The following is a 14,199-nucleotide window of genomic DNA, read 5'->3' as shown; positions in this document are numbered from 1 at the left end:
CCGGGCTGTGCTGTACCTCGATCACCATGTCGTCCACCCCGCCAGCGATTCCACGTATTCGGTCTGGGTATTTGCTGTCGTCGACGGTTTGAGCCGCCAGTCACCGGCGTCCCACACCACGATCATCCGCATCGCGGCGTACAGCTGCTTGCCATCGATCACCGGACCGCGCGAAGCCAGCCGCACGATCGCCAGATCCTCGGCGAAATCGTCGATCTTGAACGCGTCGGAGGCCACGAAATACCGGGTCACCTTCTCCGGCTGCTGTTTGGGCAGCCGCTCGCCCGACAACGCGGAGTCGTAGGCGGCCAGCTGCGCCGTGCTGACCCGCAATTGCGTCACATACAGGTCGCGGTCCGCCGGGCGGGCGTTGAGCCGGTAGGTGATCTGCGCGGCGGCCAGTGCGGCGCCCTGTGGTGTCCGCGCGTAGCCGACGGCGAGTCCGTCCTCGATTCGCGACGGCCCGTCGGAAGTGGAGAACGGCACCGACGCGCCGTAGACACGCTGCCAGCCGTGCGGTTTCGTGGTGCCCTCCGGCGCGCCGGTCAGCCAATCCGGGTCCGCGGCGGTACGTTGCGTACCCGGTTGCTGGGCCAGCGGCTGACCCGCCGGGTTGTTCGGGATGTCCACCCGCCTGCCGAGCAGGTCGACCTCGGGTTCGGCGAATCCCGTTCCGCCCGCGGCCTGGGCGGGCGGCGGCGCGTTGTCCACCTCGCTGCCGCCGTCGCGAGTGAAGTACACGACGGCGCCGACGACCATGATCAGGGCGAGCAGGGCACCGGAGGCGATCATGCCGAAGGACGCGCGGTCGCGCGTGCCCGGCTCCTTCTCGCTCACTGCGGTGCCTCCAATGTCACAATGTCCTGCGGTAATTCATCGATCGGGTCGACCGGCCGGTCGGTGGACCGGGGATCGGGTAACTGCAGCCGCCAGTCTCCGCCGTACCAGCTCACCGTGGTGTGGTTCACCGCCCGTGACCGGTCGGAGTATTCGGTATAGACGTCGACAGTCGTTCGCTCGTCACGATATTCGGTAATTTTGTAACCCAACAATTTCGGCGCGTACTCCGCCGTGGCGGGTCCGGTGATCGACAGCTGTACTCGGTTGATCGCCCACTCGTCCCGCGCGGGCCCCGGGACGAGTTCGGCGTTGACCACCTGGGCCCACTGACTGTCCGGCGCCACCGACAACCGGATGGTGTGGGTCAGTGCCGCCAGCCCGGCCCCGCGCGGGGAATGCTCGAACCCCGTCGCGGCGCCCTGCCCCACTGTTTTCGGGCCCTGATCGGTGTGCGGCAGGGAGATGCCCTGGTAGTCCTGCCAGCCCACCCCGGTCGGCGCGGCTGTCAGGTCGGGGCCGGTATCACCACCGCCACCACAGCCGACGGCCGCGGCGAGCAATGCGATACCGACCGCAACCGGTCGTGTCACTGTGGAATTCATGCCGGCAGGAAGGCCAGCGCGATCGCCGACGCGGTGCTGGCCACCGAGGCACCGATCAGGCTCATCAGGACGCCGTGTGAGGCGTCGTTGACCGCCAGGTCGCTGCGGAACGCGATCCACAATCGACCCGCCGACAGGATCATCCAGGCCAGGCACGACAGCAGGACGAACCAGAGCAGCCAGTTGAGCAACTGCATCATCGGCGCCAACACGTCGGCCGGGATCTGTTTATAGGCGAGCACGGTGATCACTAACCGATGACCGCACTCATGATCGTGCCGGCGCTGGTCGCCACGACGCCACCGATCATGGCGCCCGCCACCATCTTCGGCGATTCGAGACCACCACCGGTCCAGCGCTCCCACGCGAACTTGCCGCCCGCGTAGGTGATGCCGCAGATGCCCGACAGCAGCACGAACCAGGTGAGGTAACGCACCAGCTGCAGGATCTTCTCCGAGCCGGGAGGAGCCTCCGGGGTCGGGTTACCGACCTGGGCCAGCACGGTGCCGTACGTGTCCTGCACGGCGAGGAGGAGCATGCTCATCGGGTGCCTTTCTCCCACAGTAAAGGTGTTGTGCCACAAACACTTCGACGACGACACACGTTTGTACACCACCGACCGGCGAACCGCCCGGCGTTCATGATCGACCCTGACCCGACGTGGGCGGGCCGAGACTGGTGCGGATCGCGGCGACCACATCGGTACCGAGGTCACCGATTTCGACCGGCACGTCGTCGAGCGGGTCGGGGCGGCGCTTCTTGACCGCCACCTCGTCGCCCGGCGACCACACCGGAAGCGCATCGGACTCCACCAGAGTCCATTCCTCGAACCACGGCACCTGCCAGACGTGCCCGGCCAGCGAGCCGACCACCTCCCGGTAGCGCCGGATCTCCGGTGCCATCCGGCCGGGACGCGCGGCCACGGTGATCAGGCCGAGAACCAGCGCCGGGCCCGCGAGCCCGGCGTGATGCTGGCGCAGCAGATCGTGCGCACGGGTGAGTCCGGAGATGGTTTCCCTGGCGACCAGGACCACATAGGGGGATTCGCGGTCGAACACCCCGGGCCAGCGCCCGCGTGCGTCGGCGGCGGGGGCGAGCACATGCGACAGCGTGGTCGCGCCCGCGCCACCGTGCACGCCGAGCAACCACACCAGCGGCGCCCGGCCGACCCCTGGCACCGGGCGCTCCCAGATCTTGGCGCGCAGCGATTCTGGCGGCGCGACTACACCGGCGGGGACGTCCGGTTCACGACGACGACGAAGATTCATGGCTGCCGTCATGATGCCACCCCCGCGAGCAAGCTCGCATACGCCGAACGCGTCGTCTCGGCCAGCTCGGCGTGGCGGACGAGTTCTCCGCGCGCGAGATGCGGATCGTAGGGAATCTCGACGACCTCGCGCACCCACCCCGACAGGTGCTCGCGCAAATGCTCCGCTACGCGCGAGTCGTCGTGCGAATACTGATGCGAGACAACGATAGTGGTGTCGGCGACCACACCGGCACCGTCGTCGCCGTAGTGGTCGTCGAGCCATTCCAGGGTCACGCGCAGCCGGTTGGCGGCGTCGACGCGGGCCGGGATGGCCAGCACCAGTGCGATATCGGCATCGTCGAGCAGGGGCCGCAGTTGCCGTCCGGCAATCGGGTTGCCGCCGTCGTAGACCGCGGTGTACCCACCGGTGTCCAGCGCCCGCGCGACAGTGAGAAATGTCGCGCGGCGGCGCAGTGGGGTCGCGTCCCGCCAGAGCAGCCCGAACCCGGAGGTGGAGCGGGACAGGCAGTCTTCCAGCGGCGCCGGTTCGTCGTCGCCCCGGCCGTACACCCAGGACTGCAGGTTCACCGGGTGCAGGTGCTTGTCGGCCCCACGCAGCGCGATGTCGCTGCCCGCCGCGGTCGCGTCGACCGCCACTGTCGTCGCACCCGCGGTGACGAGCTCCGCGGCCAGGCCGAGCGCGGTCGTCGTGGTGCCCGCGCCGCCGCAGCCGCCGACCACCAGGATCGGCCTGCGAGTACCGTCGCGGCGCTCACCGTTGCGACGCCGCAACCGCACCACCGGAGCCGGATCACGCGCCAGGTCATCGGACGGGTCCCCCTCGGGGGCCTCGTCGAGCCATCGGCTCCAATCGTCTGTCATCGCCTCTCCTTACCCTGCCGCGATGCCCGTGATGAGCGTGCGATCGCCGACCAGCGCTGTCCGCACCGATTGCTTGGTGTAGGTGGCCGGTGCGCCCGCGGGCCGGAACTCGGTGACCTCCACGGTGAACCGGTCGGCCGCGACGGTGGTGATCCGCACGCAGTGGGTGGTCCCCACCGGGATGGTGTCGATACCGCGCTGGATCACGGCGGCCGGCGAGACGTCGGCGTCGGGGGTGACCACCGCTCTGGCCTGCGCCCCCGATCGGGTCACGTAGTAGGCGTACTGGAAGGCGAGGACGGCGTCGGGGCCCGAGTCGGTGCCGCCCGCTTCGGCGCTGCGCAGCACGATCTCGGTGCGTTCGGTCGGGCACGAGCCCGCGGTGTCGGCGGTCAGGTTGCCCGCGGTGAAGTGCAGTGGCGGGGCGGCGTTGCGGGCGGTGTTGCTGTCGCCGCGCCCGAACAGCAGGAAGAACACCCCGGTCGCGGCGAGCACGAGCACGAGGACCGAGACCGCGAGAACCACCCACGTGCGCTGACGTTTCCGGTTCGCCCGCAGGGCACCGGAGGGCTCGAGCACACGGGCGTTGTCGTATTCGTCGGCGGCGGCCTCCGGCCAGGGGAACTGGACGAGTTCGGCGTCGTAGTCGTCGTCGGGGCCTGGTGCCGGTTCGGCGACCCAGTCCGACCAGCCGCCGGTGAAGTCGCTACGGCGTCCGGCAAGTTGCGCGGGAGGCGGTGGCGGGGGCTCGGGCGCATCCTCCGGTTCGGCCGGGTACGGCCGCTTGTCGCCTTCGGCCGCGCCCCAGCCCGCGGATTCGGTTGTCGTGTCATCGAACTCGGTGGCCCGACTGACGGGGTCACCATCTGTCGGCTCGGACTCGACGTTCCAGCCGTGCGGGTCGCCGGCAACTTTCGCCTGATGCCCCGTCTCCCCGCGCTGCGAGTCGCCGGTGGCGGTCGGCTGAAAGTCCAGGGCGAGGCTGAACGGTTCCGGCTGCCGCTCCCCTGCCGTGGCGCGATCCGGCGCCGGCTCGGCGATCGGGGCGGCGCCGGGACTCGTCGAATATCGGTCGATGCTGTCGTCGTCGCCCGTCACCGGTTCGGTGGTGTCCGGACGCACAGGGGCACCGGTCTTGGTCTCGGCCTCGGGCTCCAGCGCCGAGTACCAGCGCGACAATTCGTTGTACGACTTCAACATTCCCCCCTTTCCACGGCGCCGGGCACAGTTCGCATCGAAGACCTCTCGGTGATCAGTTCACAGAGAACGGACGGGTGGTGGGTGCGGTGGTTACGGGTGTCGCGGCAGGCGGAGTCGTCGCGCCGCCGGATGAGGCGCCATCGGCTCCTGTCCCGAACGGAAATTGTCCCCCACCGGAGGGTTTGGTTGTCGTAGACGCGCCGGTCGGGCTCTGGAATATTCCCATACCACGCGAGTCGGACCCGCCGACCGGTACCGTTCCCTTCCCGGAAACGCCTGCCGCGTCGTGGGCGAGCGCGGCGAACCACCGGCCGACGTACTCCGTCGGGGTGGCGCCGTTCGCGCCGACGCCCATCCGCGAGTACGCGTCATGGCGTTGCAGCGTGTCCCAGTAGCGCACCCAGGTGGTGACGTCGAGGAGTTCGGCGTTGTCGGTCACATTCTGCTGGACCGCGGTGAACGCCTCGTTGACCAGCCGAACCCCGGTGGTCGGCGGCACCAGTTGCGGGACCGCCCCTGCCAGTTTCGTCCCGAGCAGCGTCAGTCCGGCCAGCGGATTCGACAGTGTGGCCGTGGCCAATTCGCTGATACTCGCCGGGCTGATCACCGACTTCACCACGGTGGCGACAGCGTTCAGGCCGATCATGCCGACCTTCAGCAGCGCCTGATACGCGGCGTTCATGTCGAGCTTGCTGTTCGGGTCCGAGGCATCGGACACTCGCTGTGAGATCGACTTCTTCGGCGAGATCGACACGTCGGCCAGGGTGGCGCCGGAGATGTCCTCCTCGACCACCGCGGTGGCGGTTTTGATGGAGGTGAACGCCAGCGCCTGCGCGATCGAGGTCAACGAGCCGATCGGATCGCCGCCGGAGAGTTTCGACTGGCTCATGAGGTTGGTGACGGCGCGCACGATCGGCGCGCCCTGCGGTGCGTCACACGCGAGATCGCCTGTGGCACAAAAGCTTGCGACACGTCCGGTCAGTTTACCGAAGTCGTCGGTCTGCTCGCTCTGCGGGGCGAGCCCACCACCGGAGGCGACCCCTTGACGCACGGCACCGATGTTCGCCACCGCGTCGCCGGAGGTTCCCGGCGACGCCAGCGGCGCGGTCCGGTCGGGCGCGCCGGGAAACAGTGGCGCGTTCTCGGCACGGGTCGGGTCGGCGAACAACGCGACCGCGGCGACCTTGTCCGCGGGCAGTGCCCCGGTGCCCGCTCCGACCTCCTGGGCGAACAGCGAGGCGACGTGGGCACCTTGGGAATAGCCGACGACCGCGAACCGGGTGTCCGGGCAGCGCTGCGCCACCTGGGTCGCCATCGCGCGAAGTCGTTCCAGGCCCCCGGCCACCGATTCGGTGTACGGCACCGCGCCGCCCTGGACCGCACCGCCGAAACCGGCCTCATAGGGCACGTACGCACGATCGACGAGGCCCGGGTCGGCCGCACCGGCGAACATCGGACGGAACACCGTCGACAGCATCCCGGTGTCGGTGCTGGGCGCCGCGTCGGGCGAGGACTCACCCGTGCCCTGAATTCCCAAGGCGTAGAGCGCCGGACACGCGGCGATGGATACGTGTGTAGACGGCGTGGTGGGTGTACCGTCTTCCGCGCCGGCCACCCCCGCCGTAACCGACAGCGAAGCGACGGTGAACGCGATCAGCGTCCCCGTGAGTCGTGTCGTGCACCGAGCCATATCGATCCGCATCACAGTCCGTTTCGGCTGACCAGTGGAGCGTTGAAACGCACTAAACCGTAACAGATTCCGGGTAACCCAACCGCTGCCCTAATCGGCCCTTTCGCTGCCCCCGGCAAACCCGATGCGACCAGCAACCTTTCGGCGATCACCTGGGCAGACAGCGGCCCGGGCACCCTCGCGAGGAGAGTGCCCGGGCCGTGGTCGGGGTCAGGCGGCGGAGGTCACCCGGTACACGTCGTAGACGCCTTCGACGTTGCGCACCACATTGAGCAGGTGACCGAGGTGCTTGGGGTCGCCCATCTCGAAGGTGAACTTGCTGATCGCGACACGGTCGCCATGGGTGGCCACCGAGGCGGACAGGATGTTGACCTTCTCGTCGGCCAGCACCTTGGTCACATCCGAGAGCAATCGGGTGCGGTCGAGCGCCTCGATCTGGATCGCGACCAGGAACACCGACGAGGGCGAGGGCGCCCATTCGACCTCGATGATCCGCTCCGACTGCTCCTGCAGGGAATCGGCGTTGGTGCAGTCGGTCCGGTGCACGCTCACCGCGCCACCGCGGGTCACGAAGCCCATGATCTCGTCACCCGGCACCGGCGTGCAGCACTTGGCCAGCTTCGCGACCGTTCCCGGCGCACCGGGAATGAGCACGCCGGCGTCCCCGGTGACCCGCTGACGGGCCGGCGTGGTCGACGGTGTCGACCGCTCGGCCAGCTCGTTCTCCACATCGCCGATGCCGCCGAGCTGGGCCATGAGCCGCTGCACCACGTGATGCGCCGACACCTGGTGCTCGCCGACCGCGGTGTAGAGGGTGGAGATGTCGCTGTAGTGCAGCTCGTGCGCGACCGCGGTCATCGCCTCGACACTCATCAACCGCTGCAGCGGCAGCCCGACGCGGCGGACCTCCTTGGAGATCTGCTCCTTGCCGCTCTCGAGCGCTTCCTCGCGCCGTTCCTTGGCAAACCACTGGCGAATCTTGGCTTTCGCGCGCGGTGAGACCACGAACTTCTGCCAGTCGCGACTGGGTCCCGCGTTCTGCGCCTTGGAGGTGAACACCTCCACGACTTCGCCGTTCTCCAGCTGCCGTTCCAGCGCCACCAGGCGACCGTTCACCCGCGCGCCGATGCACTTGTGCCCGACCTCGGTGTGCACCGCGTACGCGAAGTCGACCGGAGTCGACTTCTGCGGCAGCGTGATCACATCACCCTTGGGCGTGAACACGAAGATCTCCGGCGACTTCAGGTCGAAGCGCAGCGATTCGAGGAACTCCGCGGGGTCGGCGGCCTCCCGCTGCCAGTCGAGCAGCTGACGCATCCACGCCATGTCGTCGACTTCGGCGGCGTCACCGGAGTGCTTGCCCTTGGTCTCCTTGTACCGCCAGTGCGCGGCGATGCCGAACTCAGCGGTCCGGTGCATGTCCTGCGTGCGGATCTGCACCTCGAGCGGCTTGCCGTCGGGGCCGACCACCGTCGTGTGCAGCGATTGGTAGACGCCGTAGCGCGGCTGCGCGATGTAGTCCTTGAACCGCCCCGCCATCGGCTGCCACAGCGAGTGCACGACGCCGACCGCGGCGTAGCAGTCGCGGACTTCCTCGCACAGGATCCGCATGCCGACCAGGTCATGGATGTCGTCGAAGTCTTTGCCCTTGACGATCATCTTCTGATAGATCGACCAGTAGTGCTTGGGCCTGCCTTCGACGATCGCGTTGATCCGCGACGCGGCCAGGGTGTTGGTGATCTCCGCGCGCACCTTCGCCAGATAGGTGTCACGCGAGGGCGCGCGATCGGCGACCAAGCGCACGATCTCGTCGTATTTCTTGGGGTGCAGGATCGCGAAGGCGAGGTCCTCCAGCTCCCATTTGACCGTGGCCATACCGAGGCGGTGCGCCAGCGGCGCGATCACCTCGAGGGTTTCCTTGGCCTTCTTGGCCTGCTTCTCCGGCGGCAGGAAGCGCATGGTGCGCATGTTGTGCAACCGGTCGGCGACCTTGATCACCAGCACACGTGGGTCGCGGGCCATGGCGATGATCATCTTGCGGATGGTCTCGGCCTCGGCCGCCGCGCCCAGGTTGACCTTGTCGAGTTTGGTGACCCCGTCGACGAGGTGGGCGACTTCCTGCCCGAACTCTTCCTTGAGCTGCTCGAGGGAGTAGCCGGTGTCCTCGACGGTGTCGTGCAGCAGGGCCGCGACCAGGGTGGTCGTGTCCATGCCGAGCTCGGCCAGGATGTTGGCGACGGCGAGCGGGTGCGTGATGTAGGGGTCGCCGGACTTGCGGAACTGCTTGGCGTGGCGTTCGTCGGCGACGTCGAAGGCGCGCTGGAGCAGGCCGAGATTGGCCTTCGGGTACAGCTCGCGGTGGACGGTGGCCAACGGTTCGAGCACCGGCTTGACCGCCGCGATTCCCCGTTGACCGGTCATCCGCCGAGCCAGCCGCGCACGAACCCGCCGAGACGCCGAACTGGGCACCGAGGCTGTCGGGGACTGCTTGGCGGTTTCGGGGGTCTTCGCCGGTGCACCCTGGCTCGGCGTGGCGCCGGTGGATTCCTGCCCAACCTTCGCCTCGCCCAGTTGTCGAGTCATGCCACCACCTCTCACGCTGCATTCGGACCTTGTCGGCCGAGTGCTGCAACCGCCCAGGTCCTCACTTTAGTCCTCGTACCGACCTGGCGTTCGAGTCACCGGGGTCACAGGCCTGCGGCTAATCCGCCTCTTCGCGGTTTCTGCCGGTCGTTCCCGGGCAGCGTAGTGAGTTTCCGGGAGTGCGGATAGGTGTTCGACAGGTTCGGACGTCCCCGGCGCGTTTCCCATCTCCCAGCGTGATCAGTGGTTTTGTTCGGGACCGAGTCGCGGATCCCGCCGGAGCGGGAGTGCCTGGAGGCGAATCTGTTCAGCGCTCATCGCCTGGCATCGGGCGGGTGCGGAGACTGTGGCCGTCGAGACGGCCGGGCGGGGCGGCGAGGAGGTCGAGGACGGTGGGCGTGAGGTCCACCAGGGTGTGGGCGCTGGTCACGGTGCCCGGGGTGAAGTCGGGGCCGCGGGCGATGACGAAGTTGGCGGTTTCGGCGGGGGTCTGGCCGCCGTGACCACCGGCCGGGAGGTGGCCGTGGTCGGTGGTGACCAGGACGGTCCACTGTTCGCGGGGATGAGCGTGCGCGCGCTGGTCGACCGCCGCGACGATCTGGCCGACGAGCGCGTCCACCCGGCGAATCGCGGCGAGATAGGCGCGCGACGCACCGCCGTGCCGGTGGCCCGCCAGGTCGATCTGGTCGAGGTGGGTGAAGACCAGATCGGGGCCGGAACGCTCGATCGCGGACACCACTTCGGTGGCGGTCGCGGCATCGGTGGCCGACTCGTCGGGATCGTCGACGACGGGTGCGGTGGTGAGGGCGATGTCGGCGCGCCGGTCACCGGTGGCGGCGATCGTCGCGATCTGGTGCCAGGTGCCGATGGACACCGTGTGCCGAGTGGGGTCGGCCCGTTCGATCCGGGTGAACACGCTCGGGTGCGCCAGGAACGGACTCGCGTCGAATTCGTTGCCGGTGATCCCGTGCTCGGTGTCCCACACCCCGGTCAGCGCGCTGGCCCACGACGGCCCGGAAATCGTGATGTGCCCCGCGATGGTCCCCTGCGACAGCAGCCCTTGCGCGGCGAGATGCCGCAATCGCGGTGCCTGTGCCGCATCGGCCTTGTCGAACATCAGCCCGTCGATCCCGATGACGACGACCTTGTTCACCACCTCGCCCGCCCCGCGCCGCGGAGCACCGAACGCGGCCGCCGCGTCGACCCTCGTCCCCACGTCGTCGAACGCCGCTACCGAGCCTGCCGTCGATCCCACCAGCGGAATCGTCACCAACGCCGTGACCAGCGCTGCGAGCACTTTCGCCGGAGCCGACATCTCGCGCATGTCCTCACGATGCGGGATCGGCACCGACGCGGCGAGGCCGACGCGACGGTGTTCATCGACGTTTCATCGGCTTCGCACGCATCGGACGCCTCGCTGAACATCCCGCGAACGGGCGAGGCGAGTTCCGCCGCCTCGGCGCGCACGCCGAAATACTGCCGCAGGCAAGCGATCTCACCGATGGCGACACCGAGCGAGAGTCGGAAATCCGGTCGCCGGGGCTCAGCGTCCGTCGACGTCGAACGCCCACACCACAGCAGGCCGCCCGGTGGCTTTCACCCGGCGACGTTCACCGGTCCGGCCGAGCCCTGGAATCGCGGCGAGCGTGCGGTTGAGGTTGGCCGGGTCGGGACGAGTGCCGTGGAGGGAGGTACTGAGATCGACCGCGCGGGTGGCGGGGAACTCGGTGCCCGCCAGTGCCCGGGTGAGCGTCGGGTCCTTCCACAGAAGTCCGGCCAGCAACGCACGACTGGTATCGACGATGCGATTGTGGTCGAACGCCAGCGGCGGGACCTCGTCGAAGCCCACCCACTCGGCGGGTCCCTCGTGCTCGGCGACCACCGCCCACATCGCGATGGCCAGCGTCGGCCCGCGCGGGTCGCGGTGTGGTTCGTCGAACGTGACGAGCTGGCCGACCGCGCCGACCGCCGCGGGTGGCACCCCGAGTTTGGTGTGGACGGCGCGCCGGGCCGCGTCGACGAGACGTTCGCCGCGGCCGAGTAGCACACCCGGTAGCGCGAGTTCGCCGGTGAACGGCTCGAACTCGCGGGGGGCGATGCCGATCCGGACGCCACTGTCGGCATCCCAGCACCGCAGGGTCACCACATCGATCGACACAACGGATTGCTCCACGTCATCCCATCCTGCCTCGAGCTGCTCTGCTCCGGGCGCAGTACGTTGTCACCGGCCGGTACCGCGGTTCACGGTACGGATGCTCCGATTCTTCCCTGCCCACCGACATCAGCGGTCCGCTCCCTCCGGTCGGCGACCGAAGCCGCGACAGCGCGGTCGCGCCGATCCGGGCCGTGCCCGGTCAGCACCACCGGTACCCGCAACCGCTCGGCCAGCCACGCTGCCGGGTCGGTGTCGATCGGCACGAGAATCGGTGTCGCAGCGAGGAGTTGACCGGTGAGCCGCTGCTGGTGATCGAGATCACGCCACCGGCCGGGGACCAGTTCGGCCGATCTGCCCGCCGGCGTCTCGTATGCCTCTGCGGCGCAGAGGGTTCCGGGCATGTCGAGGTGGTTGACGACCAGCCCGTCGATCCCGCCGCACACATCGACGGCGTAGCGCAGCAGGATCGGATCCAGGTGTCCCTGCCGAAACGCACCCTGATAGTGCCCGGTGCCGTTGTGCGGTTCGGGAAAACCGAGCGGCGCTTCGGTCGGCAGCGGACCCGCGCCGTGCCGGGTCATATAGGTGCGGGTCACGCCGAGAACCGCGGCGGATCCGCCGATGTCGCGGATCATGGCGCGGGCGTTGCGTGGCTCGACCGTCGACCAGGTGGTGTGCGGGTGCAGGCCGCGCCACTCGTCGAGTAACACACCCTGCGCGCCCTCGAACACCAATCGGCCACCGTGCACGATCCGGGCGAGTTCCTCCGCACCGGTGATGCGGACGGCTCGCGCGAAATCGCCGTACATCGCCACCAGAGCATCGATCGATTCGTACCCGTGCGCGCTGGGGCCGATGAGGTCCTCGTAGTGCGCCGCGAGCCGATCCAGTTTGGCGCGCAGCACGGCAGGAGCCCGGCAGTCGGCAACGCTCGGCGCGTCGTTCTCCAGTGCGTACCAGGCTGTTTCACCGATACCACGGCCGCAGGAACCGTGCCGCGAAGTACCCCTCGCGTCCTCGCGCGCACGGTTCGCCGCGATGTGGATCGGCGTGGTCAGCAGGGCGCGGCCGTCGACGGCGAGCAGGCCGAGCGGGTCGTGCACGCCGAGCGCCGCCACCTGTTCGGACTCGGCGGCGAGCGCGATCGGCTCGACCAGCATGTGCCGCGACAGCAGCGTCGGGACCCCCGAAAAAGTCCCCGATCCGAACTGCGCGAAGGTGTGGTGGCGACCGTCGGCCACGACGTTGTGCGCGGCCTGCGCACCGCCGTTGAACCGCACCACGGCCGCCACCCCGAGATCGGCCTCGGGCGAGCACAACCAGTCGACCGTGGCGCCCTTGCCCGCGTCACCGAAGCCCAGATCGACGACGACGAGGTGCCTGTCACCGAACACCTGGCTCATCGCCCCGGCGGCAGCGCGCGCGGCGCCTGGCCGGGCTTCGAGCCGAGCGCTCGGCCGACCGCATCGGCCTCGTCACTCGATCCGACGTCGCGCAGATCGGCCAGACCGGTGTCGAGATCGACCCGATCCTCGCCCAATCCGATGGTCAGCGCGATCAGTTCGCAGACCGCGCCGGGGTCGTCGAGTTTCAGGAAGTTCTGCCCGAGCAACGCCCGCCAGTGTTCGGCGATGTCCGGATCCCGGTAGTACGACGACTGATTCGGCAGGATGTAGTACACGTGCCAGCGCCGCTCGAGTTCGCGATAGATCGACTCGACGGACACGTCGCGGCGCACATGGTCGCCGATCACCGCCCTGATGTGCCGGGCGGCCAGGCGAGGCTTGTTCAGTTCGTCGCCGATCAGGAACAGGTATCCCTTCTTGCCGCGCTTGTCCCATGCGTCCGTCGCGACATGCTCGGCGACGAAATAAGCGGCCAGTTCATAGCTTTCGGACTTCTGCCCGCCCCCGCCGCCTTCGAGCAGGATCGCCCGCAGCTGTTCGTCCATCCGGTTGTCGGATTCGAACTGCCCGACCTGCAACGGCACCCGGTCGGTGTCGGCGTCGCCGATCGCGCCGAACAGGACCTGCGGGTCCTGCGCGTACCCCTTGTTCTTCAGCAGCCCGTGCAGCTTTCCCAGCTTGTCCTGCATGATGCGTGGCACCCGGCCCATCGACCCGGTCACATCGAACAGCACGGCCACCGGCAGTGAGTTCCCGTGCTCGGCCGAGTCCCGGCACTCGCGCGTGCCGACCCCGAAGGGATCGAGCAGCGGATGCGCGCACCACGTGTCATACGGCTTCGCCCGCATCTCGGCCGTGTACCCGAAATCGTCCACCCCCTGCCGCGCCCGATACGTCTTGCCCGCCCGGTAGGCGGTGTCATCCCAGTTCCCGTACCCCATCCGAACCACGCCCTCTCGCCTTGATCGTTGTTTTAGTCTATTCAACTAAAACAACGATCGTCAAGGCGCCGGGGCGAATTCGCCGGAGCCGATCAGCAGGAGGCAGTGCCGTCCGGCAGAGGCGTCAAGCGCGAGGCGACGAGAACGGCACCGGGACCGGGCCTACCGCCCGGACCGGCATGCCAGGTGACATTGTCCGAGGTGAGCGGAGCGGCGCAGGCTCGACAGACGACGACACCCTCGGTCACGTGACCGCAGTCGCGGTGAACCACCGACAGCGGCGGCCCGTCCTCACCGGCGAGCCAGCGATCTCCCCACGCCAGCAGCATGGTCAGGATCGGGTAGAGATCGCGACCGCGGTCGGTGAGGACGTACTCGGTGCGGGTCGGGTTCTCCTGGTACACCCTGGTTTCCACGATCTCGTGGTCGCACAGGGTACGAAGACGATCGGTCAGCACATTGGACGCGATGCCGAGGTCTCGACGCAGGTCCTCGAAGCGGCTGATGCCGAGGAACAGGTCGCGCAGGATCAGGGGAGTCCACCGCTCCCCCACGATGCCGACGGTACGGGCGATCGAGCACGCGATATCGGCGAGGTCCACTTTTGCCATAGCACTCAGGGTAGTCCATTGCTTTTTGCAAGTCAGCTGG

At 68.5% G+C, this 14,199-nt stretch carries 14 protein-coding genes; all 14 read right to left on the bottom strand.

Translation table 11 applies throughout. From position 1 onward, the window contains the following. Positions 1-21: 21 nt before the first annotated feature. Positions 22-837 carry a hypothetical protein gene (locus ACFVVI_RS03085; protein WP_378626938.1) on the bottom strand — a complete coding sequence of 272 codons (816 nt, stop codon included), beginning with the start codon at positions 835-837 and terminating at the stop codon, positions 22-24. Further along, positions 834-1,430: a hypothetical protein gene (locus tag ACFVVI_RS03080; RefSeq protein ID WP_378988991.1), complete on the bottom strand. Its 597-nt coding sequence runs from the start codon at positions 1,428-1,430 to the stop codon at positions 834-836. The genes ACFVVI_RS03085 and ACFVVI_RS03080 overlap by 4 nt, the downstream gene beginning before the upstream one ends. An 8-nt stretch (positions 1,431-1,438) precedes the next feature. After that, positions 1,439-1,693, bottom strand: coding sequence for a hypothetical protein (locus ACFVVI_RS03075; RefSeq protein ID WP_056810720.1), 255 nt, complete (start codon positions 1,691-1,693; stop codon positions 1,439-1,441). Beyond that, a complete protein-coding gene (locus ACFVVI_RS03070) occupies positions 1,693-1,986 on the bottom strand; it encodes a hypothetical protein (RefSeq protein WP_056815437.1) in 294 nt (97 codons plus the stop codon). Before ACFVVI_RS03070 ends, ACFVVI_RS03075 begins: the two co-directional genes overlap by 1 nt. A 94-nt stretch (positions 1,987-2,080) precedes the next feature. Continuing rightward, positions 2,081-2,722 (bottom strand): hypothetical protein, encoded by a 642-nt coding sequence (locus ACFVVI_RS03065; RefSeq protein ID WP_378988990.1) that lies wholly within the window; start codon positions 2,720-2,722, stop codon positions 2,081-2,083. Next, positions 2,719-3,573, bottom strand: coding sequence for a MinD/ParA family protein (locus tag ACFVVI_RS03060; protein ID WP_378626934.1), 855 nt, complete (start codon positions 3,571-3,573; stop codon positions 2,719-2,721). The genes ACFVVI_RS03065 and ACFVVI_RS03060 overlap by 4 nt, the downstream gene beginning before the upstream one ends. A 9-nt stretch (positions 3,574-3,582) precedes the next feature. After that, complete coding sequence (locus tag ACFVVI_RS03055) at positions 3,583-4,770, bottom strand: hypothetical protein (protein WP_387442789.1); 1,188 nt, start codon at positions 4,768-4,770, stop codon at positions 3,583-3,585. Positions 4,771-4,825: 55 nt separating this feature from the next. Beyond that, positions 4,826-6,463 carry a cutinase family protein gene (locus tag ACFVVI_RS03050; protein WP_387442787.1) on the bottom strand — a complete coding sequence of 546 codons (1,638 nt, stop codon included), beginning with the start codon at positions 6,461-6,463 and terminating at the stop codon, positions 4,826-4,828. A gap of 210 nt (positions 6,464-6,673) precedes the next feature. Then, positions 6,674-9,046, bottom strand: coding sequence for a bifunctional (p)ppGpp synthetase/guanosine-3',5'-bis(diphosphate) 3'-pyrophosphohydrolase (locus tag ACFVVI_RS03045; RefSeq protein WP_101467044.1), 2,373 nt, complete (start codon positions 9,044-9,046; stop codon positions 6,674-6,676). A gap of 307 nt (positions 9,047-9,353) precedes the next feature. Beyond that, on the bottom strand, positions 9,354-10,370 hold the full coding sequence (locus ACFVVI_RS03040; RefSeq protein ID WP_387442785.1) for an alkaline phosphatase family protein: 1,017 nt from the start codon (positions 10,368-10,370) through the stop codon (positions 9,354-9,356). Positions 10,371-10,589: 219 nt separating this feature from the next. Beyond that, a complete protein-coding gene (locus ACFVVI_RS03035) occupies positions 10,590-11,219 on the bottom strand; it encodes an NUDIX hydrolase (RefSeq protein ID WP_387442782.1) in 630 nt (209 codons plus the stop codon). 68 nt (positions 11,220-11,287) lie between these two features. Next, positions 11,288-12,604 carry an adenylosuccinate synthetase gene (locus ACFVVI_RS03030; protein WP_387442780.1) on the bottom strand — a complete coding sequence of 439 codons (1,317 nt, stop codon included), beginning with the start codon at positions 12,602-12,604 and terminating at the stop codon, positions 11,288-11,290. Then, a complete protein-coding gene (locus ACFVVI_RS03025; RefSeq protein WP_387444439.1) occupies positions 12,601-13,548 on the bottom strand; it encodes a hypothetical protein in 948 nt (315 codons plus the stop codon). Before ACFVVI_RS03025 ends, ACFVVI_RS03030 begins: the two co-directional genes overlap by 4 nt. A gap of 92 nt (positions 13,549-13,640) precedes the next feature. Further along, positions 13,641-14,159, bottom strand: a complete 519-nt coding sequence (locus tag ACFVVI_RS03020) for a winged helix-turn-helix transcriptional regulator (protein ID WP_387442779.1) — start codon at positions 14,157-14,159, stop codon at positions 13,641-13,643. Between the last annotated feature and the right edge of the window lie 40 nt (positions 14,160-14,199).

Origin of the sequence: Nocardia sp. NPDC058114 (assembly GCF_042884695.1) — a bacterium.
Classification (GTDB): domain Bacteria; phylum Actinomycetota; class Actinomycetes; order Mycobacteriales; family Mycobacteriaceae; genus Nocardia.
This window is presented reverse-complemented; position numbering and strand designations above follow the sequence as displayed.